The organism is Pseudoxanthomonas sp. (genome assembly GCF_035999195.1).
GTDB lineage: Bacteria > Pseudomonadota > Gammaproteobacteria > Xanthomonadales > Xanthomonadaceae > Pseudoxanthomonas_A.
Genome location: NZ_DASYGY010000009.1, coordinates 1,799,703 through 1,822,346 on the forward strand (window position 1 = coordinate 1,799,703; position 22,644 = coordinate 1,822,346).

Below are 22,644 nucleotides of genomic sequence, written 5' to 3' on the forward strand. Positions count from 1 at the left end.
CGGGCGCCGATCAGGTTGGACCGCCCACGATCAGAGGCATACCCCTAATCGTGGCCAGACCCCGCAAATGTTGCGGGAGTAGCGAGACATAAGGAGAAAAGACGCGCAGCAGGAAGAACGGCAAACTCTTGGACAGTGTTGGTGGGCCCACCAGGACTCGAACCTGGAACCAAAGGATTATGAGTCCTCTGCTCTAACCATTGAGCTATAGGCCCTGCGCGGCCGGGATTGTACCGGAGGCGGTGTCGGCCGACGGGTCCTGGCGAGGCGGCGAGCGCAGTTCCAGCGCGCGGGTGAGGATCGCGGGTGGCGCGGCTTCTTCCGGCGTGCGCAACCAGCCTGCGCGGCGCAGGCGGTCGCCCAGCGCGGGCGATGCGGTCAGCAGGTTGATCGGTACGGCAAGCACCATGCCCAGCACCACCGGGCCCATCCACGCCGCCAGCGCGGGCGAGACCAGATAGGCCATCAGCCCACTGAACGCGCCGAACAGGCTGAGGCCGGCGTAACGGCGCACCAGGCTGGACAGCGGCACGCTGCCGTCGTCGCGCCGTTGCGGTTCCCAGCCCGAATCGCGTCCGGCGAGCACTTCGGCCACGCCTCGCGACTGCACGTACATGGTGACGGGCGCCATCAACGCCGCCATCAGCGTTTCCAGCACGGCACTGCCGGCGATGTGCACCGCGCCGCCGCATTGCTGGCGCAGGGACGCATCGAGCATCGTGGCGATGCAGCCCATCGCCTTCGGTGCCAGCAACACCGACATGGTGAAATAGAACACCCACAGGAAACGCTCCGGATCGCCGCCGCGCCAGTACAGCGCCGGGGTGAAGCCATCGAGATGCGGCTGCGCCAGGTGGAAGCCCGCCTGCTGCAGCGGAATCGCCAGGCCCACCAGCATCAGCATCGCCCACATGGGCGCGGTGGCGTAGTGGCCGATCCCCACCAGCAGGTGCAAGCGGCTGATCCAGTGCAGTCCACGCGCGGGCACCACGGCGCCATGCTGCAGGTTGCCCTGGCACCAGCGGCGGTCGCGCACCAGCATGTCGATCAGCGACGGCGGCCCCTCTTCGTAACTGCCACCGAGACCGGGCGCCATGTGCACGGCCCAGCCGCCGCGACGCAGCAGGGCGGCTTCGACAAAATCGTGGCTCAGCACCGCGCCCTCGAACGGCTTGCCGCCGCCCAGGCGGGGCAGCCCCGCGTGTCGCGCGAAGGCGACGGTGCGGATGATGGCGTTGTGGCCCCAGTAGTTCCCCTCCGCACCATGCCACCACGCAATGCCGTGCGCGGCCACGGGACCGTAGACCCGTCCGGCGAACTGCTGCATGCGCGCGAAGAAGGTGCGGCCGTTGACGATCATCGGCAGCGTCTGGACCAGCGCGAGGGTCGGCTGACGCTCCATCGCCCCCGCCAAGCGCACCAGCGTCTCGCCCGTCATCAGGCTGTCCGCATCCAGGATCAGGAACTGCGGATACGCGGCGCCGAAGCGACGCACCCAGTCGGCGATGTTGCCGGCCTTGCGTTCGGTGTTGTTCTCGCGGCGCCGGTAGAACACGCGCGCGTCCGGCCCCAGTCGGTGCAGCAGTGCGCGTACCGCCACGGCTTCTTCATGGCGCACGTCCGGATCGGTCGTATCGCTGAGGATGAAGAAGTCGAAGCACAGGCCCTGCCCGGTCCGGGCCAGCGATTCGTGCATCGCCTGCACGCCGGCCAGCACACGGCCCGGGTCCTCGTTGTACGTCGGGACCAGCAGGGCGGTGCGCGTGGCCAGCACCGGCAAGGGCGCGTGCTCATTGATGCCGAGCGCTTGCGTGCGACCCGACACCAGCAGCACGAATCCCGCCAGTGTGCTGGAGAAGGAGAGCGCGATCCACGCGAACAGCGCGACGAACAGGGCCAGCAGCACCCCTTCCAGCACGCTGATGCCATCGCCCCGCAGCACCCACCAGATCTGGTAGGTGGCGAAGAGCGTCATCAGCACCGCATTGCCCATCACCAGCGCGCGCCGCGCGGCTATTCCCGTCGGCGATGTCGGCAGACGACGCGGCGACAGGCAGCCACTGCGCAGATCCTGCACCGGCATGGGCAACGGCGACTCGGGTGGCAACCACGAAGGCGACGATGATGGAGGACGGGAGGCGTCGCTCATGTCAGGGGCTCCAGCGGTACAACCAGGTTTCGGACAACGGCGCGTGCCCCTCCAGCACGCGTGCATGCAATTCGACATCGCGATCGTCCGCGCCCGGCGCCTGCGGGCGGAACTCGAAACTCAGGCGCCAGCCCTGCGTCTCCGGATTGGGATACACCACGGCGCCCACCACGTCACCGCGCGCCGCCCACACATCCGGCGTCAACCGGCTGTCGCGCGGCAGCGACGCCAGGCGTCCGCCCTCCAGATCGAGCACCACCAGGCGCCGCGCGGGATCGGGGGCGGCCCCGATGCGCGTATCGGTCACCACCGCCAGGTCGGCCTTCCAGCGATGCGTGTCGCACCAGTGCATGCGGTAATCGAAACGGTGCTCGCGCCCGGCGCGCAGCGGTTGCTGGGGCCGCCAGAACGCGACGATGTTGTCGTGGTATTCGTCGCCGGTGGGAATCTCGACCAGCGTCACCGCACCCTTGCCCCAGTCGCCCATCGGCTCGATCCACAGGCTCGGCCGCTGGTGGTAGCGCGCTTCGATGTCGGCATAGTCGGCGAATCCCCGCTTACGCTGCATCAGGCCGAAACCGCGCGGTCGCTCGTCGGCGAACGCGCTTGCCTGTACGCGCCGCGGATTGCTCAGCGGACGCCAGATCTGGTCGCCGGCACCGTTGAAGATCGCCAGCCCGTCGGAGTCGTGCACCGCCGGACGATAGTCGTCGGTGCCGACCCGATCGCCGGCGTCGAACTCGAACATGCTGGTCAACGGCGCGATGCCGGCGCGCGTCAGATCGGCACGCGGATAGAGCCGGGACTGCACGTCGATGACTGTCTCGATGCCGGGCTTCATGTCGAAGCAGAACGCGCCGGTGACGCTCGGGCTGTCGAGCAGCGCATGCACCACCAGGTGATCGGCGCCGGACACGGGCTGCTCGATCCAGAACGCCCGGAACACCGGGAATTCCTCGGGGCCCGCATCGCCGCTGCCCAGCGCCAGGCCGCGCGCCGACAGGCCGTAGGCATGCCCCTTGCCGAGCGCACGGAAATAGCTCGCGCCGAGAAAGGCGATCAGTTCGTCGTACACCGCGGGCTGGTTGAGCGGCGTATGCACGCGGAAGCCCGCAAAACCGATGTCGTCGCGCACGCCCGGATCGACACCCGGCGGGAACGAGAACAGCTCGGGCGAATAGGCGATGGGCGTGGCGATACCGTCGTGTACGCGGTGCAGGTCCACGCGCTGCTTGAACAGGAAGCCGCGATGGAACATCTGCACCTGGAACGGCAGCGCCTCCTTGCGCCAGAGCGCCTGCTGCGGATCGAAACGCAGGTCGCGATAGGCGTCGTAGCCGGTATCCAGCGACGCCGGCAGCTGCTCGTCTGGCGCGCGGTAGGGCTGCCTAGCCAGCGCACGCGCCAGGCGTGGAACCGTTTCCAGATTGAATCGTGTGGGCGTCGCAGCGGTGTTCGCTGCTCGAGTGGCCTGCGCCATCACGCGGGGCATGGTGCCCAGCAACGCCATGGCGAGGACGGATCTGACTGCGTCCCGTCGCTGCACGCGGAGGTCTGACTCGTGGGGTGGCGGTAGTCTAATCACGCCGGCGTGATGAAGATGAAAAGGCGAACGCCGCCGGACGTCGCGCTTCGCACCAAAACGAAACGCGGCCCCTGAGGGCCGCGCTTCGTTGGTGCAGACGTTGGGTGCTTCGCGTCAGTCGATGTCGAGGAAGCTGCGCAGCTGCTCCGACCGCGACGGGTGGCGCAGCTTGCGCAGCGCCTTGGCTTCTATCTGGCGGATGCGCTCGCGCGTGACATCGAACTGCTTGCCGACCTCTTCCAGGGTGTGGTCGGTGTTCATGTCGATGCCGAAGCGCATGCGCAGCACCTTGGCTTCCCGCGGGGTCAGGCCGGCGAGCACGTCGCGGACCGTTTCCGACAGGTTGATGTTGGTGGTGTTCTCGATCGGGGACTCCACGTTGGTGTCCTCGATGAAGTCGCCCAGGTGCGAATCCTCGTCGTCGCCGATCGGCGTTTCCATGGAGATCGGCTCCTTCGCGATCTTCATCACCTTGCGGATCTTGTCCTCGGGCATGTCCATTTCCTTGGCCAGCTCCTCCGGCGTGGCCTCGCGGCCGTACTGCTGGAGCATCTGGCGGGAAATGCGGTTGAGCTTGTTGATCGTCTCGATCATGTGCACCGGGATGCGGATGGTGCGCGCCTGGTCGGCGATCGAGCGGGTGATGGCCTGGCGGATCCACCACGTCGCGTAGGTCGAGAACTTGTAGCCGCGGCGGTACTCGAACTTGTCCACCGCCTTCATCAGGCCGATGTTGCCTTCCTGGATCAGGTCGAGGAACTGCAGGCCGCGGTTGGTGTACTTCTTGGCGATGGAGATGACCAGGCGCAGGTTGGCCTCGACCATTTCCTTCTTGGCCTTGCGCGCCTTGGCTTCGCCGTAGGCCATCGCACGGCTGATGTCCTTGATGTCGGCCAGCGTTAGGTGCATCGCCTGTTCGACGGCGATGGTGGCTTCCTGCTCGGCGACGATCTGCTCGCGCACGTCGCGCAGGCCGGACGACCACTTCTGCTTGCGCTTCAGCACTTCGTCGACCCAGCCGAGGTTGGTCTGGTTGCCTTCCCACGCGCGCAGGAACTCCTTGCGCGGCATCTTGGCGACGTTGGCGCACAGGTGCAGCACGCGGCGCTCGTGGTCCTTCACCTGGGCCACGACCTCGCGCAGCTTGCGCACCAGCGTGTCGGTCAGCGGCAGCGGCAGCTTCAGGGTGACGAAGGTCTCGGCCAGTTCGGCGCGCAGCTTGGCCACGGCCTTGTTGTCGGCACCGTTCTTGGCATACGACTTCTTGAACTTGGTGTAGCCGTCGGCCAGCACCTGCATGCGGCGCGCGACTTCTTCAGGATCCGGACCGGTCGGCGCGGCTTCCTCGGCGGTATCGTCGCCGGCATCGTCCTCGTCGTCGGCATCGTCCGCCGCTTCCACGACTTCTTCGGCCGCCGGCACTTCGACGGGCGGCTCCTCGATGTCGTTGAAGCCGACCACCACTTCGGCCAGGCGCTTCTTGCCGGCCTTGTGCAGTTCGTACTCTTCCAGCAGCAGTTCGATCGACCACGGGAAGTTGCCGAGCGAGGCCTGCACCTGGCCCAGGCCTTCCTCGATGCGCTTGGCGATGGCGATTTCGCCTTCGCGCGTCAGCAGCTCGACGGTGCCCATCTCGCGCATGTACATGCGCACGGGGTCGGTGGTGCGGCCGCCTTCGGTATCGAGCGAGGTCAGCGCGGCGGCGGCTTCTTCGGCCGCGGTCTCGTCGACTTCGCGATTGCCGGTGTTGCCGTCGGCCAGCAGCAGGGTTTCGGCATCGGGGGCGACTTCATGGACATCGATGCCCATGCCGTTGATCATGCCGATGATGTCCTCGATCTGCTCCGGGTCGACCAGGTCGTCCGGGAGGTGATCGTTGACTTCGGCGTAAGTCAGATAGCCCTGCTCCAAGCCCTTGCTGATCAAGAGCTTGATGTCGGACTGCTGCGCAGGACGTTCGTTGGCCATGGAGGTTGCGCCACCGGGAGTGAGGAAGGGAGAACCCCGTATTATACCAGCCCGGACCGGGTTGGGCTCTGTCGGGCGACGCCCGTCAAGAGGGCAACGTCAGGGGCGGAGCAGGAAGGTCACGGGCCCGTCGTTGACGAGGCTGATCACCATATGGGCACCGAAACGCCCGGTTTCCACCCTTCCCGAATGTTTTTGCCGGCAGATCGCGACCAGACGGTTGAAGCCCTGTTCAGCATCGGCGGGCGGGGCGGCCGTGGTAAAGCTGGGACGCATGCCGGAGCGGGTGTCCGCCGCCAACGTGAACTGACTGACCAGCAGCAGGCCGCCGTCCGTATCGGCGAGGGAGCGGTTCATGCGGCCCGCGTCGTCGGCGAAGACCCGGTAGCCAAGCAGCCGCTCGGCCATGCGCGCGATCTGCGCCTCGCTGTCGCCCGGCTCCATCGCCACCAGCGCGAGCAGGCCGCCGTCGATGGCGCCCACGACGACCTCATCGACGGACACGCAGGCCCGGGTCACGCGCTGGATCAGGGAAAGCATTGGGCAACGTTCCGGACGGGAGGGCGACAGGATAGCGGGCCCGGCAGGTCGCGCCAGCGGGAAGCATCGCGCCGGTTGGCTACACTCGACGGATGAAACCGGACACTCTCGCCGCCCTTGGCTACCACGCCGCCGCGCTGGTCGGCCGCCTTCCCTGGTCCTGGCTGCGCGCCCTCGGCGACCTGATCGCGTGGGCCTGGCGCAAGGCGGACGCGCGCGAAAGCCGGGTGACGCGCCGCAACCTCGAGATCGCCTACCCCGAGTTGCTGCCGGGCCAGCGGGAAGACCTGCACCAGGCCATCCTGCGGACGACCGCCCGGCAGGCGCTCGAAACGCTCCGGTTCTGGACCCGCCCGCCCGCGGAGAATCTCGCCCACCTGCGCGAGCGCCATGGCGAAGCCCTGTACGACGCCGCGCTGGCCAGCGGCAAGGGCGTGATCGTCGCCGCGCCGCATTTCGGCAACTGGGAACTGCTCAACCAGTGGCTCGCTTCGCGCGGTCCGCTGGCGATCGTCTACCGCCCGCCGGCCTCGCCGGTCGGCGACGCCTTCCTGCTGCGCGTGCGCGGCGCCGACAACATCCGCCAGGTGCGCGCCGAAGGCCCGGCGGTGCGGCAGTTGTGGAAAGTGCTGAAGGAAGGCGGATCGGTCGGCATCCTGCCCGACCAGCAACCCAAGGCGGGCGATGGCGAATTCGCCCCGTTCTTCGGCAAGCCGGCCCTAACGATGACGCTGGTGTCGCGGCTGGCCGAACGCACCGGCGCCATCGTGCTGTTCGCGTGGTGCGAACGGATCGGGCCCGGGCCGGACTTCGCGCTGCATGTCGAGCCCGCGCCGCCGGCCATCGCCGACGCGGATCCGGTGACGGCCGTCACCGCGCTCAACGCCGCGGTCGAACGGATCGCGCGCCGCGACCCTGCGCAGTACCAGTGGACCTACAAACGCTATACGCTGCGGCCTGCGGGCAGCGGCGAGGACACGCCTTACCGCTGACGCCGACGGGGACGACGGCCAGCACGCGGCCACCGCGTTTCCCTCACGCTTTCACCATCAAGGACGCGCCAGCCGCATGAGTGACAAACCGCAGACCCTCGTGGCCGACGACGCCTTGCGGCCGGACTGGCAGACGCTGCCCACCCGCGGCGCGTGGCTGGCCGCCCTGGGCGGGGCGATGCTGGCGTTCCCGCTGGGCTTTCCCGCGTTCTTCCTCGCACGCGCCAGCGACGTGGTGTCGCCGTGGCTGGCGGTGCCGCTGGCGGCGGTGACGGGGGCCGGCATCGGGGCGTGGATCGCCGTCCGGCGCCACCGGCGCACGCGCTGGCGGCTGGACGAGCGCGGTTTCGCCGTGCGCCGCGGCAACTGGTGGCAGAGCGAAACGCACGTGCCCATTTCCCGCGTGCAGCACCTGGACCTCAAGCGCGGCCCGCTGGAGCGCGGCGCGGGACTGTCGACGCTAGTGGTGCATACCGCCGGCACCCGGATGGCCGCGGTGTCGGTGGCGGGGCTGGACGCGGACGATGCCGAGCGCCTGCGCGAGCGGCTGGCGACGCAGGTCGATCACGACGACGCGCTGTGATGGACGACGCCCTCCCGAGCGCGCCGCCGGACGAGCGCCGCCTGCATCCGTGGTCCTGGCTGTTCGTGCTGCTGCAGCAGCTCAAGCAGTTCATCTTCCCGCTGGTCGCGCTGGTGGTGTTCGGCGCCCGCAGGAGCAGTGGCGACGGCGATCTGTGGGCCTCGCTCGCGCCGGTCATCGGCATCGTGGTGCTGGTGGTGCTGGCCATCCTGCAGTACTTCACCTACCGCTACACGATCGGGCGCGACGGCCTGACGGTACGGGAAGGATTGCTGCACCGGTCGCGCCGCGAGATCCCGTTCCCGCGCATCCACAACGTGGTGGTGCACCAGTCGCTGCTGCATCGCGTGTTCGGCGTGGCCGAAGTGAAGCTGGAGTCGGCCGGCGGCGCCAAGCCAGAGGCGGAGATGCGCGTGCTCGGCCTGCGCGAGGCGCTGGCGCTGGAAGACCTGGTGCGGCACCGCTCGCACGACGCCGCCGCCCCGGTGGCGGGACAGGACAGGCCTGAGCGCGATGCCGGCACCACGCTGCTGTCGCTGTCGACGGGCGAAGTGCTGCGGCTGGGGCTGATCTCCAATCGCGGCATGATCGTCGTGGCCGCCGGCTTCGGCGCCGCCTGGCAGATCCTGCCCGAGAACATGATCGAGCAGTTCTTCCGCCAAGGGGCGAAGCAGGCGTACGGCTATGCGGAAGGCCTGCACCTGGGCTGGCTGGGTGGCGCCGCGGGGGGCATCGCGCTGGTCGGCATCGCACTGACGCTGGTGCGCCTGCTGTCCGTGGCGCTGGCGCTCTCGCAGTTCCACGGCTTCCGCCTGACCGAGGAGCCGCGCCGGCTGATGGTCGAGCGCGGCCTCTTCGCGCGGCTTCGCACCAGCGTCGCGCGCCGGCGCATCCAGGCGTGGACGCTGCACGAAGGCGTGCTGCACCGACTGTTCAAGCGCCGCTCGCTGCGCATCGACACGGCGGTGGCCGAGAAGTCGGGACAGCAGGATTCGCGCGCGCTGAAGGAGGTCGCCCCCGTGGCGACGCCGGAAGCCTGCGACACACTGATCGGCCACCTGCTGCCGCAGGTGCGGTGGCCGCGCGAGGACTGGCAGGGCGTGCATGCATCCGCGCGCTGGCGGCTGTGGTTGCCGTCGCTCGCCTGGCTGCTGCCGGTGACGGCGCTGGCGGCCTGGCATATCGGCGCCTGGGTCTGGCTGCCCGGCCTGGCGTGGATCATGGCGGCTGCGTACGCCGCGCGCCGGCAGGCGCAGCGCATGGGGTGGACGCTGGACGACCATCTGGTGGCGGTGCGCAGCGGCTGGTGGTCCCGCTACTGGCGCTTCGCGGAAATCGACAAACTGCAGGCGCTCCGCCTGTCGCGCTCGCCGCTGGACCATCGGCTGCGCACCGCGACGCTGTGGCTGGACACCGCCGGCGCCAGCGGCCTGTCCGCGCCGCTGGCGCTGCGCTTCGTCCCCGAGGCCGAAGCGGTGGCCGTCCACGAACGCCTGACCCACGCGCTGGCGCAACGCCGCCTGCGCTGGTGACCGGTGCCGACGCCGCCGCCTGCGCCATGACCGCTCCGCTTCCGCTCTCCGCCGTGATCATCACCAGGAACGAAGCCGACCGGCTGGGTCGTTGCCTGACGTCGGTGCAGGACGTGTGCCGCGAAATCCTGGTGCTGGACTGCGGTTCCGACGACGGCACCGTGGCCCTGGCGCGGTCGCATGGCGCGCGCGTCGAACACCAGGACTGGCTGGGCTTCGCCGGCCAGAAGAACGAAGCCATCCGCCGCGCCACGCAGCCGTGGCTGCTGCTGCTGGATGCGGACGAGTGGCTGGCCGAGGGCAGCGAAGCGCGGCTGCGCGCGCTGTTCGCCAGCGGCGAGGTCGAACAGGCCGACGTGTGGCGACTGAAGCGCTGCAACTGGTTCCTGGGCCGCATGCTCAGCGGATCCGAACGGACCGAGCGACTGGTCCGCCCCGACCATCGCTACCTGCCGATGCGCGTGCACGAAAAGCCCGATCTTGCCGGCAAGCGGGTCAAGGACTGCGACATCGTCATCGAGCACAACACCGCACGCACGCTGGACGCGCACCGTGCGAAGAATGCGCGCTACGCCCGCCTGTGGGCCGAGCAGCGGCACGCCGACGGCAAACGCTGCTCCGCGCTGAGTCCCTGGACGCACGCCGCCGCGTACTGGCTGAAGATGTACCTGCTGCGTGGCGCATGGCGCGACGGCCGCCAGGGCTGGTGGTTCCACGCCAGCCATGCGCGCGCCGTCATCGACAAATACCGCCACCTGCATGCCCTGGGGAAGACCCCGTGAGCGGCATGGCACGCCCGCTGATCGTCCGCTGCGGCGCATTGGGCGACATGGTGATGCTGACCCCGTTGATCCGCCTGCTGCACGCGCGCTATGGCCAGCGCGTGGACGTGCTGACCACGGGCGCATGGACGCCGCCGCTGTTGGCGCCGATGCCGGAAGTCGGGCACGTGCAGCTGGTCACCAGCCGCAACACGCCTTACCTGCTCTGCCCGAGCCAGTGGAAGGCCGTGCGCTGGCTGCGACAGCGCGGCCGGGGGCCGGTATACGTCTGCGATACGGACGCGCCCACGCTGCGGCTGCTGGATCGTGGCGACCTGCATCCGGACGACATCGTGCAGCGGCGCAAGGACGATGACGAGGAGAACGGCACCACCCGCCTGTGGCCGGACCGCTGGTTGCGCATCGGCATGCGCGACCCCCGCCATCCTTACCCGACCGCGCAGGTCGAGCCGTCGGCCTACCGCTTCCCGTGCCTGCGCGTCACCGACCAGGACCGCACCGACCTGGCGCACTGGCGCGCGCGGCATGGGCTCGAAGGGACCTGTGTCCTGTTCCAGCCCGGCAACAAGCGCACCCACAAGCGCGGCAATGTCGCCACCGTGTCGCACCCCAAATACTGGCCGCCCGCCGCGTGGGCCGCGCTGGCGGCGGCGGTCTGGCAACGCCTGCCGCAGGCCCGCATCGTGCTGTGCGGATCGCCCGCCGAACACGGCGTACTGGACGAGATCGCGGCCGCTGCCGGTCGCGACCCGCGCCTGCACAACGCCGCCCGCGAACTGCCCGTGCCGCGCCTGCTGGCGTTGCTGGAACAGGCGCACAGCCTGGTGTCCGTGGATACCGGTCCGGCGCATGCGGCCGCGGCGCTGGGCTGTCCGCTGGTGGTGATGTTCGGCGCGGCATCGCCCGCGAAATGGCGCCCGATCGGCCCCGGCACGATCACGGTGCTGGGTGGCGAGCGGGGCGAGGCCAGTCGCGTGCGCGACATTCCCGCGGCCGACGTGATCGCCGCGTGGTCGGCGCTGCCGGACCGCGCACGCGACTGAGGCGCGGCGTCAGCCGGCCCGCGTACCGGCGGACTTGTCGATGCCGTACGGGGTCCAGGTGATGCGCTTGGCGCGGGTCTGCGCGCGGATGGCCAGATTGCGCTCGACCGATTCGCGCGTCTTGTAGCCGCGTGCATGGTCCAGGTGCACGCACACCGCGCGGTGGCGGATCTGCTTGCCGCGGATCCCGTTGTTCTCCAGCCGTTCGCCGAGTTCGCGATCGGGGCCGCCGTACTTCATGCGCTCGTCGTAGCCGTTGATCGCCAGCAGGTCCGCCTTCCAGACCGACGAGTTGCAGTTGTTGAACGTCGGCCGCGCGGTGGTGATCGCATCCAGCCATCGGCCACTCGCCTTGCCCGCGCCCAGCTTCAGCGTGTTCGACAGGCCCAGGCGATCCTGTGCACGCAGCCAGTCGCGGTCGAAGCAGCGGCCGTCGCGGATGTCGTCGGCGGAGATCGCCTTGCTGAGCTTCATGCTGAGCTTGCAGTAGCCGCCCGACAGGAAGCGTCCGGGTTCGGCCTGTTCCGCATGCACCTGCACGAAATCGCGGCGCGGAATGCAGTCGCCGTCGGTGAACAGGAGATAGTCGTGCCGCGCCTGCAGGATGGCGGCATTGAGGATCTCCTGCCGGCGATAGCCGTCGTCCTCGTGCCACACGTGCCGCAGTGGGACCGGGTAGTCGGCGGCGAAACGCTCCACCAGCGCGCGGGTGGAATCGCGCGAGCCGTCATCGGCGACGATCAGTTCGAAATCGCGGAAGGTCTGGAAGCGATATCCCAGCAGCACCTTCTCCAGCCATTCCTCGGCGTTGTACGTGCTGGCGATGACGGTGATCTTCATGGCGGCGTGCCCCCTTCGCAGCGTTCGCATACGGGATTGTGCCGTCAATGGATGACGTCCGGAAGACGATGCAACCGCACTAGCGGCCGGGCAGGCCCCAGTACCCCAGCTCGCGGCGGATCTGAAGGCCACGCAGCAGGCTGCCCGCCGGCTTGCGCCGCAGCGGACCGAGTCGCCCGTCGATCAGGGCGTCGGTCGCCGCGATCACGCGTCGCGAGGACAGTCCATCGCGACGCGGATGGATATCGTCGGCGTACGCCGCCAGCGCATCGCGCAACGCCGCCGGCGGATCGAACGCCTGCCGCAGCATCGCGCCCAAGTCCTCGGGCGCCTCGAATTCCAGCATGTGCGGCTTCGGCGCGCGGTTCCGGAACGTCACCACCGGCTTGCGCTGCACCACGAACTCGCTGACCACGGACGTGGTGTCGGCGACCAGCACGTCGGCGGCGCGCTGCGCACTGACCAGATCGACCGGATCGACGAACGCCGCGTTCGGTCCGCACAGGCGACGGTAACGGACGAACCATGCCTCCGGGCATTTCGGATGCAGGGTCAGCAGCCAGAACCGGTCGCCCCGCTCGACCTCGGCGGCGATCGCATCGAACAGGTGCGGCGCCGCGCTCAGCCGTTCGGTGAAGGTGGAGGCGAACATGACGACGGGGCGGCCACGGGCTTCGGCCCGCCATGCGTCGGCCAAGGGATCGGCGCCCCTGAACAGCGGATCGAGCTTCGGCCAACCGGTCTCGACCACCTTGAAGTGGCCCTCGCGCGCGGCCAGCGCCGCGAACGGCGCGGTCGTCGCCGGCCCCTGGGTGCAGTACAGGTCGAACAGGCCGCGCACGCGGAAATGGCCGCGTGCCGAGTCGCGCTTTTCCACGTTGAAGCCGTGGAACAGCTGCACTTTCGCGCCGGACACGAAGGTCGGCACCCAGTTGGCGGCGCTGAACACCGCCTGCGGGCGCAGCGCGACCGCCGCGCGCGCATCGGCGACGGTGCGTACGTCGCCGCGCAGCGCCGCACCGCGCGCGCCATCCACCAGCCAGGCATGTACGCCATGTCCGGCGTCTTGCAGCGCATCGGCGAGCGGCTGCAAGATGGGCAGCGCATAGCGCTCCGTCCCGAACATCAGGTACTCCGCCATCGACGTGTCCTCAACCCACCGGCCTGCGATCTCGGCCTGCATTATCGCGTTCAACGAGGCCGACCGCATCGGGGATTGCGTGGCGTCGCTGGCGTTCTGCGACGAGATCGTGGTGGTGGACTCGTATTCGACCGATGCGACGGTCGCCATCGCGCAGGCAGCGGGCGCACGCGTGCTGCAGCGGCCGTTCGACGGCTTCCGCAGCCAGAAGCAGTTCGCGGTCGAACAGGCCCGCCACGACTGGGTGCTGTGCCTGGACGCGGACGAGCGCATCGGCGAGACGCTGCGGGCATCGATCCTGGCGGCGCAGGCGGCAGGCTTCGACGACGCGGCCGGCTTCCGGTTCGCGCGGCTGTCGGACTATTTCGGCCGTTTCCTGCGCCACGGCAATGCGTACCCGGACCGCGTACTGCGGCTGTTCGACCGGAGGCGTGGCGGTTGGCGCGGCAAGCGCGAGGTACACGAGGCCGCGTCGGTGGACGGCCCGGTACGGACCTTGGCCGGCGACCTGATCCACTACCCCTACCGCTCGCTGGAACAGCAGTTGGCCAAGACGCAGCGCTATGCGCGGATGATGGCCGAGTACGACTTCGCGCGCGGGCGGCGCGCGACGCTGACCGCGCTGGTGCTGTCGCCCGCCTGGCGGTTCTGGCGCGGCTACCTGCTGCGCGGCGGCTTCCGCGACGGCTGGCATGGACTGGTCTACGCCTACGTGCGCGCGAACTACGTCCGGCAGAAGGCGATCATGCTGTGGATGCTGCAGCATGGCCTGCCCGTCTCCACGCCACCGCAGGACTGACGCCCGATGTGCGGCATCGCCGGCGCCATCGCGCCTTCCGGACGCTACGACGAACACGCGCTGCATGGCCTGGGCAGGACGATGGGCGCGGCCATCGCGCATCGCGGGCCCGACGATGCCGGCACCTGGGTCGACGCGGACGCGGGCCTGGTCCTCGCGCACCGGCGGTTGTCGATCATCGACCTGAGCCCGGAAGGCCATCAGCCGATGGTGTCGGACGATGGACGCTGGGTGATCGCCTTCAACGGCGAGATCTACAACCATGGCGAATTGCGCCGCGAGCTGGCTGCCGGAGGACAGGTCTTCCGCGGCCACTCGGACACCGAAGTCCTGCTCGCCGCGATCGCCCGGTGGGGTGTCGACGCGGCGCTGGCCCGAGGCAACGGCATGCTCGCCCTGGCCGCCTGGGACCGGCACTCGCGAACGCTCTGGCTGGCGCGCGACCGCGTGGGCAAGAAGCCGCTCCATTACGGCTGGACCGGCGACGGCACGTTCCTGTTCGGCAGCGAACTGGCGGCGCTGCGCGCGTGCCCGTCGCTGCAGGCCGAGACCGATCCGGATGCGCTGGCACTGCTGCTGCGGCTGGATTACATCCCGGCGCCGCACTGCATCCTCAAAGGCATCCGCAAACTGCCGGCAGGGGCGCTGGTGCGACTCGACGGGGCGCACGTGGCGACGCGCACGCTGCCCGATGCGCTTCGCTGGTGGGATGCGCGGGCACGACAGGACGCGGCGATTCGCGAAGGATTCGATGGCGACGACGCATCGGCGCTGGAGGCGCTGGACGGCCTGCTGCGCGATGCCGTGGCGCTGCGCATGGAGGCGGACGTGCCCCTGGGCGCGTTCCTGTCCGGCGGCACCGATTCCTCGCTGGTCACCGCGCTGATGCAGGCGCAGGCGACCCGTCCGGTACGCAGTTTCTCGATCGGCTTCGACAATGCCGTGCACGACGAGAGCGCCCATGCCGCCGCCGTGGCACGCCAGCTGGGCACCGACCATACCGAGTTGCGGGCCGACGGACGTGCGGCGCTGGATCTCGTTCCCACCATCGCACGCATCTACGACGAGCCGTTCGCCGATTCCTCGCAACTGCCGACCGCCCTGCTGTGCCGGTTGGCGCGGCAGCACGTCACGGTGGCGCTGTCGGGCGACGGCGGCGACGAACTGTTCTTCGGCTACGGCCGCTACCTGCGCGCGCTGCGCAACGATGCGCGCCTGGAACGCCTGCCGCGACGCCTCCTCGCGCGACTGGCCGGCGAGCCCGGCGAACGCGCGCGGCTGGGTGGCCTGCCGGCGCTGCGTGCCGAACTCGCCACGCGCGACCTGCAGCACGTGGCGCGCCATCGCATCAGCCGTTGGCGACATCCGGAACGCGTCGTCGATGGCGCGCAGCGGCGCGCCACCGCCTACGACGACCCCGCCGCGCTGCTCCGGCACGGCACGCCGGCCGACCAGTTGATGGCGATGGACTTCGCCTGTTACCTGCCCGAAGACATCCTCACCAAGGTCGATCGCGCCAGCATGGCCGTCGCATTGGAAGCGCGCGCGCCGCTGCTGGACTGGCGCGTGGTGGAATTCGCCTGGTCGCTGCCGCTGTCGATGAAGTACCGCGAGGGCGAGCTCAAGTACCTGCCGAAAAAGCTGCTGTCGCGGTATCTGCCCGAGCCGCTGGTGTACCGCGGCAAATCCGGCTTCGGCGCCCCGGTCGGCGACTGGCTGCGCGGCCCCTTGCGGGAGTGGGCCGAGGCGCAGCTGGACCAGCGTCGCCTACGCGAGGAGGGTCATTTCGATCCGGCCGCCATCCGCGCGGTCTGGTCGGACTTCCTCAGGGGCCAGCGCAAGTGGCACACCCACCTGTGGAGCGTGCTGATGTTCCAGGCGTGGCGGGACGCGTGGCAGGGGTCTGGCATGCCGCGGGCACGGCATCCATGACCGTGCAGACGCCGGCCGAGGCACGCAGGGGTGTCGCCTCAGGCCTGCGCCGACTGCACGTCCACGGGGCCGGTGCTCCAGTCGTCCTTGCGCTCGGGGGCGGCACGACTGTCCGGTGAACCGGCCAGGCTGCGGACCGCGTCCACGAGGCGTGACCGGAAGGCCAGATCGTTGGCCAGGAAGAAACGCCGGGCCTCCTCGCGCAGTCGCGCACACTCCCCGTCGCTCAGCGCAAGCGCCGTGGCGACGGCCGTCTCCAGCGCTTCCGACTCGACCAGATAACGCACCGCCAATTGCTGCGTTCCCGTGCGCGCATGCGGCATCAGGATGCCCCGCTCGCGGGTCACCAGTTCGTTCATCGGTTCGGCATCGGTCGTCAGCACGATCGCGCCCACACTGAGCGCCTCGACGATGTAATGGCCGAAACCCTCGGTTTCCGAAGGACACACGTGGAACAGGTTGGCGTTCTGGATCTCGCGCAGTTCCGCGTCGTCGAGATAGTCCACGCGATGGACGATGTTCGCCGCCCGCGGCCGGAATTCCGCCATGCGCGGATGCTGCACGACGGTCAATGTCGGCCATTCGGGATGCCGCATCCAGGTTTCCAGCACCATCCGCGTGCGCTTGGCGCTGCTGCGCCCGGCCAGGTGCAGGAAGGTGCGCGTGCGCTCGACCCCGGGCAGATAACGGTCGCTGCTGGTGAACCCGATCGGCGCCACGTTGCCACGATGTCGCTGGAAGATCGCGGCAGCATGGTGGGTCTTCGTCATGACCCCGTCGACGTGGCGCAGGCGTCGGAGATCACTGGGCAGGCACCATTCCGGGTTGGGAATGAAGGCATTGCGTTCGGCCGCCTGCAGATACTCGGGCTTGACGTGCTCAAGCATGATGTTCAGGTGATAGCGCTGGCGCCTCAGCAGGCGGCGGGCACCGAAGCGCGCGCGCTGCAGCCACGGCCCGAGCCATTTCCGCAGCTTCCCGCGCCCGCGCGCCGGCTGCAGGTGGACCTGCAGACCAGCTTCCCGCAGCACGTGTTCGATGAGACGCAGGTCGCGGCTCAGACCGACGCCGTTGTCCCAGCCGATCAGGTTCACGCGCAGCATATGGAGAGGTCTTGCGGGGGAGCGCGGATTCTAGGAAGCGGTCTCTGACTGACGTATGAGAGAAACCGGCGTCGATACCGCCATGTTTCACTCGGGTTTATTAATGTGAATCGACGTGGCGGCCCGGCGTTGCCGGCTCTACCAGCGTGCCGCCCAGTAGCAGCCCGACGAACACCACAAAGGCGCTGGTGCTGAGCGCATGCGCGAACATCGATTGGGTCAGTCCGGATACGAGATACGCGACGACCAGCAGCGCGGCCGTCCAGGCGGGCCCGAGCGGCAGCCCAGGGCGCGTCTGGCGGAGGCGGCGCGCAGCGATCAGCAATGGCACCAGGTACACGGCGCCGAGCGCTGCGAGGCCCGGCACGCCCAGGGTCGCGCCCCAGTGGGCGACATCGTTGTGGGCATGGGCCAGTCCGCAGAAATGCCGCTCGGCGCCTCGGCAATAGACGCTGGCGTCGACCTGGGCCGCAAACGCGTCGACGCCCGCACCGGTCAGCGGCGCCTCGCGGAACGCCTCCCACGCTACCGACAGCAAGGCGATGCGTGCACTGATGGGCTTGTCGACCTGCCCATGCGCCAGCCCGGACACGTCGGCATGCAACTCGTCCAGCCGGAACTGCGAGGACAGCCACGGCACCGTCCACATCGCCGTGAACAGCACCGCCAGCACGGCGAGCGCGCCGCCCAGTCGCCACCAGCGGTGACGCGAGGCACTGCCCAGCAGCAGCATCAGCACGATCAGCGCCAGCCCGGGGAGCACGCCGCGGCTGCCACTCAGGATCACGGCCACATTGGCCAGCACGATCATGGCGGCCAGCAGTAGGCAGGTTGGCCATCCGCCCGGTCGGGGACGGCAGAACACGGACACGACCAGCAGGGCGAGCACCGCATTGGCGAAGACGATGGGATTGGCGTCGCTGCCCACCCGCTCGATACCCCACGAGGCCTGCACGATCGAGACCACACAGGCGATCAGCACTCCCAGCAGCGCGCCGTACCAGAGGCCCGACATGCGCACGCCCGTCGCCCAGACGAGCCAGGCGCACCAGGGCAGCAACAGCATGCGGGAAGGATTGTCGAGCACCGAAAGCGGCGCGCCGCGCACCCACATGGACGCGGCCACGACGGCGATCACCACCAGGGCGACGACCAGCAGCGCGTACAGCGCACGCGGGGCACGGCGATCCGCACGCCATACATCCGGCAAGGCGGCCAGCGACGCCGCGAGCATCAACACCGCGAACACCGACAGGCCCTTCGGCACCACCAGCAGTGCGCTGGCGCTGAAGCCCGCGCACCACGCCAGCGCGCGCGCGACCTCCTGTCGGCGTGTAAGTCTTCCCTGCATGTCCTCGGATCCTGCGAGTGGCAACGGCTCGATCATGGACGGCGGCGACCACGGACTTCCTTCACCGGGGAAGTCTGCGCCATCTCCTGGACCACGCGTCAACGCAACGTGAACTGGAACTGCCGCCTCCACACGTGAAGTATGCCGCACGCAGCTCCGGTTTCGCCTGACATGGCGCCCGGGTCAGCGATCGTTGGAGCGTCCTGCAACACGACTCACGTTTTGCGCATGCACGCGTAGAAGAATCCATCCATGCCCTGCTCGCCAGGGAGGCGCTGTCGCCCTGCGCCATCGAGATGTCCGTAATCGTCGCCCAACATCTCGGGCGTGACGTCAGGATGTCGTCCGAGAAAGGCGTCGAGTTGCACCGCGTTTTCCATGCGCACCAGCGAGCAGGTCCCGTAAACCAGCCGGCCGCCCGGACGCAGCACCTGCCACGCCGCATCGAGCAGCCGCGCCTGCAGTGCGGTCAGCGCTACCAGATCCTCCGGCCTCCGGTGCAGCAAAACATCGGGTTGCCGGCGCACGATGCCGGTCGCGGAACACGGAGCGTCCAGCAGTACGGCATCGAAAGGCTGACCATCCCACCACGCGTCGGTGTCGGTCGCATCGGCGGCGCGCAGCGCAGCGTCCACGCCGACACGCTGCAGGGTCTCGCGGACGCGTTGCAGGCGGCGTTCGTCGACATCCAGTGCGAGCATCTGCCGCGAAGGATCGCGTTCGAGCAGATGCGCCGTCTTGCCGCCGGGCGCGGCACACATGTCGAGCACGCGCGCGCCCGGCGGGAGATCCTGGAACAGGTAGGCGACCCGCTGCGCCGCGCCGTCCTGGACGGAGACGTCGCCTGCGGCGAATCCGGGCAGCGTGGTGACCGCCGCCGGCGCATCGAGGACCAGCGCGTCGGCCAGGCCGTCGGCCGGGACGGACGTGATGCCGGCATCCAGCAGCCGTTGCCGATAGGCATCGCGGGCGCCACGCCTCCGGTTGACCCGCAACCACAGCGGGGCTTCCCGTTCGCTGGCGGCGAAGATCGCATCCGCGTCCTCCGGCCAGTCCTCGCGCACCCGTTTCCGCAACCATGCCGGCCACAGCGCATCGGCCGACGCCGTCGGCAGACCCTCGCGCTGTGCACGCCTCAGCAGTGCGTTCACCAGCTTGTCCTGGTGAGGACGTCCGAGCGCGCGCGTCGCCTCGACCGTGGCCGACAGCGCCGCATGCGCCGGCAACCCCATCACCACCACCTGCGCGAATCCCACATGCAACAGGGCCCGCAACTCGTTGTCGGCACGTTGCAGCGGTTTGGCCATCCACGTCGCCAGCGCGGCCTCACTGCGGGCGCGCGAGCGCAGTACCGCAAAACAGATCGCCTCCAGCAGCGCGCGATCGCGCGAATCCTCGATGCGAGGCAGGTTCGCGGCCAGTTCGGCCTTCAGTGAGCGCCCTCCGTGCATCACGGCGTCGACGATGCGGGCCGCGAGGACGCGCACCGCGACCCCGGCCTGGCGGCTCACGGCGACACCAGGTCGCGCCGCGCGTTGAGGTAGTCGGCGGCGGTGATCGCCTTGCCGCCTTCGCGCTGCACCACGCGTAGGCGCAGCACGCCCGACCCGCAGGCGACGTCCAGGCCCTGGCGGCTGGCGGACAGCAGCGTGCCGGGCACCGCCGCATGCGCCTGCTCCACCGCCACCGCGCCATGGATGAGGAGGCGCTCTCCAGCGACCTGCGCTTCGGCGACCGGCCAGGGATTGAAGGCGCGCACCTTGCGCGCCAGCACCTCGGCGGGCTGCGTCCAGTCCAGCTTCGCCTCCGCCTTGTCCAGCTTGTGTGCGTATTCGACGCCCACCTCCGGCTGCGGGTGCGGAGGCAGCCTCACGCCGGCGCGCAGCAGACCCAGCGCATCGCGCAGCACCTGCGCCCCCAGGTCGGAGAGACGGTCGTGCAACTGGCCGCCGGTCTCGTCGGGCCCGATTGGCAGGCTCTGCGCCAACAGCACCGGCCCGGTATCCAGACCCGCCTCCATCTGCATCAGGCAGACGCCGGTTTCGTCGTCGCCCGCTTCGATGGCGCGCTGGATGGGTGCGGCACCGCGCCAGCGCGGCAGCAGCGAGGCGTGCACGTTCCAGCAGCCGTACTGCGGAATATCGAGCACCGCCTGCGGCAGGATCAGGCCGTAAGCGACCACCACCATCACGTCCGGCTGCATCTCGCGCAGCGCGTCCTGGGTGGACTTCTTCTTCAGCGACAGCGGCTGCAGGACCGGGATGCCGCGCTGGATCGCCTCCAGCTTGACCGGGGATGGCGTCAGTCCGCGCCCGCGTCCGGCGGGACGGTCGGGCTGCGTGTAGACCGCGACGACCTCATGATGGGCATGCGCGGCGCGAAGACAGGGCACGGCGAACGCCGGCGTGCCGGCGAAGACGATTCTCATGGAGGGACGACTTCCGGAAAGGAGGGAGGACGGGGCGGGGACACCGCAGTCGGCCCGCTCCCCGATACGCGAGCGTCAGGCGACGTGCTTGCGCTGCTTGGCCAGCTTCTTGCGCACCATCTCGCGCTTCAGCGGCGACAGGTAGTCGACGAACAGCTTGCCGTCCAGGTGGTCCATCTCGTGCTGGATGCACACCGCCAGCAGGCCGTCGGCACGCAGTTCCTGGGGCTGGCCCTGGCGGTCGAGGAAACGCACGGTGATCCCGTCGGCGCGGGTGACGTCGGCGAAGATGCCCGGCACCGACAGGCAACCCTCCTGGTAGACCTGCTCGCCGACCTTGTCGCTCAGCTCGGGGTTGATGAAGACCTGCGGCTGGTTCTTCTCTTCGCTGATGTCGATGACCATGAAGCGCTTGTGCACGTCCACCTGGCTGGCGGCCAAGCCGATGCCAGGCGCGTCGTACATGGTCTCGAACATGTCGTCGAGCAGGCGCTGGAATGCGGGCGTCGTCACATCGCCGGCATCGACGGGCACCGCCTTGGTGCGCAGGCGCGGGTCGGGGAATTCGAGGATGGGGAGCAGGGCCATGGTACGTCTCGGAGTGGGGGCGCCAGTGGAATCCGGCAAGGCCTCACGAATTCTAACGCGGGCGCTTGCGTTGCGCCGGGTTTTCTGGACTATAGTGCTGACCACCTGTCGGGGAATCAGGTAGATACCGCCATGTTTAAATGTTTTCGTACGGTTTTCGCCGTTGCGGTGCTGACCGTGGGCACCTATGCGGCTGCCGCCGAGATGGCGGGAAGCCATCCTGATACCTATGTGGTCAAGCGTGGCGACACGCTGTGGGACATTTCCGCGCGCTTCCTGAAGAAGCCGTGGCTGTGGCCCGAGATCTGGCAGGCCAATCCGCAGATCCAGAACCCGCACCTGATCTATCCGGGCGACGTCATCAGCCTGGCCTACCTGGACCGCGTGGCGGTACAGCCCGGCCCGCGCCAGGAAGCGCCGCTCAACGCGATCCCGCTGTCCGACATCGAGGCGTACCTGAAGGACCGTCGCGTCGTCGACAGCTTCGAGCAGCTGCCGCATGTCGCCGGCCTGGACGAGGACCGCCTGCGTGGTTCCGGCGGCCACAACATCTATGTCAGCGGCCTGGATGGCGCGCAGGCCGGACAGCGCTTCCTGGTCGTGCGCCCCACCGCCAGGTTCACCGACAACCCGCGCGCGCAGGACCTGGACTTCCGGGGCCGGACCATCCGTGGCGAGATCGACCAGTGGAAGGACATCGTCGAGCAGTCGGGCAAGGGCGCCTTCCTGGGCTACGAACTGGTCAAGGTCAATGTCGCCACGTTCACCCGCGGCGTGGTTCCAGGCACCGAGGTCAGCACGCTGGTGGCCGATATCGGCGGCCATGAGGTGCGCGTCGGCGACCGCCTGATCCCGGTCGATGCCCAGCCCTACGACCTGCACTTCTTCCCGCACCCGCCCGCCACCGACCCGGCCGGCAAGCTGCGCGTGCTGGCCGTGGCCGATGCCCTGACCGCAGGCGGCACGCGCGACGTGATCGCCATTTCCGGCGGCCGCCTGGACGGCGTGGACAACGGCACGGTCTTCTCGATCTGGCGCAACGGCAGCCACACCGCCAACCGCATGGCCCACCCGGAGTCCTCCCGCATCAGCGAGTCGACCAAGCCGGGCGCCGGGCGCGTCAGCCTGCCCGACGAATACGCCAGCCACGCGATGGTGTTCCGCACCTTCGACAAGGTCAGCTATGCGCTGGTGATGGAAAGCGTGGAGGCCACGCGTGTCGGCTACGAACTGAAGCATCCGGACGCGACCTACTGACCCGGGTCAGGCAATTCCTACGCACTGCCGC

General features: G+C 69.1%; 19 protein-coding genes and 1 tRNA gene. 8 read left to right on the forward strand and 12 right to left on the reverse strand.

Annotated features, from left to right (window positions below):
* Positions 1–139: 139 nt before the first annotated feature.
* The 5 genes from VGN58_RS15470 to dtd all read right to left on the reverse strand — a co-directional run bounded on the left by VGN58_RS15470 (position 140) and on the right by dtd (position 6,242).
* Positions 140–215, reverse strand: a tRNA-Ile gene (locus VGN58_RS15470).
* Entirely contained in the window at positions 206–2,149 is a 1,944-nt protein-coding gene (gene mdoH, locus VGN58_RS15475) for a glucans biosynthesis glucosyltransferase MdoH (RefSeq protein WP_327484071.1), read from the reverse strand. Before mdoH ends, VGN58_RS15470 begins: the two co-directional genes overlap by 10 nt.
* A 1-nt stretch (position 2,150) precedes the next feature.
* Entirely contained in the window at positions 2,151–3,659 is a 1,509-nt protein-coding gene (locus tag VGN58_RS15480; protein ID WP_327484072.1) for a glucan biosynthesis protein G, read from the reverse strand.
* Positions 3,660–3,848: 189 nt separating this feature from the next.
* Positions 3,849–5,702, reverse strand: a complete 1,854-nt coding sequence (rpoD, locus tag VGN58_RS15485) for an RNA polymerase sigma factor RpoD (RefSeq protein WP_327484073.1) — start codon at positions 5,700–5,702, stop codon at positions 3,849–3,851.
* 99 nt (positions 5,703–5,801) lie between these two features.
* A complete protein-coding gene (gene dtd, locus VGN58_RS15490) occupies positions 5,802–6,242 on the reverse strand; it encodes a D-aminoacyl-tRNA deacylase (protein ID WP_327484074.1) in 441 nt (146 codons plus the stop codon).
* A gap of 92 nt (positions 6,243–6,334) precedes the next feature.
* On the opposite strand from dtd, the gene VGN58_RS15495 reads away from it, so the two are divergent.
* The 5 genes from VGN58_RS15495 to VGN58_RS15515 all read left to right on the forward strand — a co-directional run bounded on the left by VGN58_RS15495 (position 6,335) and on the right by VGN58_RS15515 (position 11,174).
* Positions 6,335–7,234, forward strand: coding sequence for a lauroyl acyltransferase (locus VGN58_RS15495; RefSeq protein WP_327484075.1), 900 nt, complete (start codon positions 6,335–6,337; stop codon positions 7,232–7,234).
* A 76-nt stretch (positions 7,235–7,310) separates the two neighbouring features.
* A complete protein-coding gene (locus VGN58_RS15500; protein WP_327484076.1) occupies positions 7,311–7,817 on the forward strand; it encodes a PH domain-containing protein in 507 nt (168 codons plus the stop codon).
* Positions 7,817–9,349, forward strand: a complete 1,533-nt coding sequence (locus VGN58_RS15505) for a PH domain-containing protein (RefSeq protein ID WP_327484077.1) — start codon at positions 7,817–7,819, stop codon at positions 9,347–9,349. The genes VGN58_RS15500 and VGN58_RS15505 overlap by 1 nt, the downstream gene beginning before the upstream one ends.
* A 26-nt stretch (positions 9,350–9,375) precedes the next feature.
* Positions 9,376–10,131: a glycosyltransferase family 2 protein gene (locus tag VGN58_RS15510; protein ID WP_327484078.1), complete on the forward strand. Its 756-nt coding sequence runs from the start codon at positions 9,376–9,378 to the stop codon at positions 10,129–10,131.
* 5 nt (positions 10,132–10,136) lie between these two features.
* On the forward strand, positions 10,137–11,174 hold the full coding sequence (locus VGN58_RS15515; RefSeq protein ID WP_327484079.1) for a glycosyltransferase family 9 protein: 1,038 nt from the start codon (positions 10,137–10,139) through the stop codon (positions 11,172–11,174).
* A gap of 9 nt (positions 11,175–11,183) precedes the next feature.
* Here the strand turns inward: VGN58_RS15515 and VGN58_RS15520 are convergent, their stop codons facing one another.
* A complete protein-coding gene (locus tag VGN58_RS15520) occupies positions 11,184–12,014 on the reverse strand; it encodes a glycosyltransferase family 2 protein (protein ID WP_327484080.1) in 831 nt (276 codons plus the stop codon).
* 79 nt (positions 12,015–12,093) lie between these two features.
* On the reverse strand, positions 12,094–13,155 hold the full coding sequence (locus VGN58_RS15525; protein ID WP_327484081.1) for a CDP-glycerol glycerophosphotransferase family protein: 1,062 nt from the start codon (positions 13,153–13,155) through the stop codon (positions 12,094–12,096).
* 4 nt (positions 13,156–13,159) lie between these two features.
* Between VGN58_RS15525 and VGN58_RS15530 the strand changes: the two genes are divergently transcribed.
* Complete coding sequence (locus VGN58_RS15530) at positions 13,160–13,954, forward strand: glycosyltransferase family 2 protein (RefSeq protein WP_327484082.1); 795 nt, start codon at positions 13,160–13,162, stop codon at positions 13,952–13,954.
* A gap of 6 nt (positions 13,955–13,960) precedes the next feature.
* Positions 13,961–15,886: an asparagine synthase (glutamine-hydrolyzing) gene (asnB, locus tag VGN58_RS15535; RefSeq protein ID WP_327484083.1), complete on the forward strand. Its 1,926-nt coding sequence runs from the start codon at positions 13,961–13,963 to the stop codon at positions 15,884–15,886.
* 38 nt (positions 15,887–15,924) lie between these two features.
* Here asnB and VGN58_RS15540 read toward each other — a convergent pair whose 3' ends face one another.
* From VGN58_RS15540 to def, 5 genes are all read right to left on the reverse strand, one after another.
* On the reverse strand, positions 15,925–16,989 hold the full coding sequence (locus VGN58_RS15540; protein WP_327484084.1) for a glycosyltransferase: 1,065 nt from the start codon (positions 16,987–16,989) through the stop codon (positions 15,925–15,927).
* A 100-nt stretch (positions 16,990–17,089) separates the two neighbouring features.
* Positions 17,090–18,340: an O-antigen ligase family protein gene (locus VGN58_RS15545; RefSeq protein ID WP_327484085.1), complete on the reverse strand. Its 1,251-nt coding sequence runs from the start codon at positions 18,338–18,340 to the stop codon at positions 17,090–17,092.
* A 215-nt stretch (positions 18,341–18,555) separates the two neighbouring features.
* Positions 18,556–19,851: a 16S rRNA (cytosine(967)-C(5))-methyltransferase RsmB gene (rsmB, locus tag VGN58_RS15550; protein ID WP_327484086.1), complete on the reverse strand. Its 1,296-nt coding sequence runs from the start codon at positions 19,849–19,851 to the stop codon at positions 18,556–18,558.
* Positions 19,848–20,768 (reverse strand): methionyl-tRNA formyltransferase, encoded by a 921-nt coding sequence (gene fmt / locus VGN58_RS15555; RefSeq protein ID WP_327484087.1) that lies wholly within the window; start codon positions 20,766–20,768, stop codon positions 19,848–19,850. Before fmt ends, rsmB begins: the two co-directional genes overlap by 4 nt.
* A gap of 75 nt (positions 20,769–20,843) precedes the next feature.
* Complete coding sequence (def, locus tag VGN58_RS15560) at positions 20,844–21,356, reverse strand: peptide deformylase (RefSeq protein WP_327484088.1); 513 nt, start codon at positions 21,354–21,356, stop codon at positions 20,844–20,846.
* 132 nt (positions 21,357–21,488) lie between these two features.
* On the opposite strand from def, the gene VGN58_RS15565 reads away from it, so the two are divergent.
* The gene (locus tag VGN58_RS15565) at positions 21,489–22,613 is read left to right on the forward strand and encodes a LysM peptidoglycan-binding domain-containing protein (RefSeq protein WP_327484089.1); all 1,125 of its coding nucleotides are present in this window, start codon (positions 21,489–21,491) and stop codon (positions 22,611–22,613) included.
* Positions 22,614–22,644 lie beyond the last annotated feature (31 nt).

Coding starts and splice junctions, on each gene's coding strand:
- def (WP_327484088.1), bottom strand. CDS start 21,356: ATGGCCCTGCTCCCCATCCTCGAATTCCCCGACCCGCGCCTGCGCACC.
- rpoD (WP_327484073.1), bottom strand. CDS start 5,702: ATGGCCAACGAACGTCCTGCGCAGCAGTCCGACATCAAGCTCTTGATC.
- VGN58_RS15480 (WP_327484072.1), bottom strand. CDS start 3,659: ATGGCGTTGCTGGGCACCATGCCCCGCGTGATGGCGCAGGCCACTCGA.
- dtd (WP_327484074.1), bottom strand. CDS start 6,242: ATGCTTTCCCTGATCCAGCGCGTGACCCGGGCCTGCGTGTCCGTCGAT.
- VGN58_RS15540 (WP_327484084.1), bottom strand. CDS start 16,989: ATGCTGCGCGTGAACCTGATCGGCTGGGACAACGGCGTCGGTCTGAGC.
- VGN58_RS15510 (WP_327484078.1), top strand. CDS start 9,376: ATGACCGCTCCGCTTCCGCTCTCCGCCGTGATCATCACCAGGAACGAA.
- VGN58_RS15545 (WP_327484085.1), bottom strand. CDS start 18,340: ATGCAGGGAAGACTTACACGCCGACAGGAGGTCGCGCGCGCGCTGGCG.
- fmt (WP_327484087.1), bottom strand. CDS start 20,768: ATGAGAATCGTCTTCGCCGGCACGCCGGCGTTCGCCGTGCCCTGTCTT.
- VGN58_RS15505 (WP_327484077.1), top strand. CDS start 7,817: ATGGACGACGCCCTCCCGAGCGCGCCGCCGGACGAGCGCCGCCTGCAT.
- VGN58_RS15500 (WP_327484076.1), top strand. CDS start 7,311: ATGAGTGACAAACCGCAGACCCTCGTGGCCGACGACGCCTTGCGGCCG.
- VGN58_RS15525 (WP_327484081.1), bottom strand. CDS start 13,155: ATGGCGGAGTACCTGATGTTCGGGACGGAGCGCTATGCGCTGCCCATC.
- VGN58_RS15515 (WP_327484079.1), top strand. CDS start 10,137: ATGGCACGCCCGCTGATCGTCCGCTGCGGCGCATTGGGCGACATGGTG.
- VGN58_RS15495 (WP_327484075.1), top strand. CDS start 6,335: ATGAAACCGGACACTCTCGCCGCCCTTGGCTACCACGCCGCCGCGCTG.
- mdoH (WP_327484071.1), bottom strand. CDS start 2,149: ATGAGCGACGCCTCCCGTCCTCCATCATCGTCGCCTTCGTGGTTGCCA.
- VGN58_RS15565 (WP_327484089.1), top strand. CDS start 21,489: ATGTTTAAATGTTTTCGTACGGTTTTCGCCGTTGCGGTGCTGACCGTG.
- VGN58_RS15520 (WP_327484080.1), bottom strand. CDS start 12,014: ATGAAGATCACCGTCATCGCCAGCACGTACAACGCCGAGGAATGGCTG.
- asnB (WP_327484083.1), top strand. CDS start 13,961: ATGTGCGGCATCGCCGGCGCCATCGCGCCTTCCGGACGCTACGACGAA.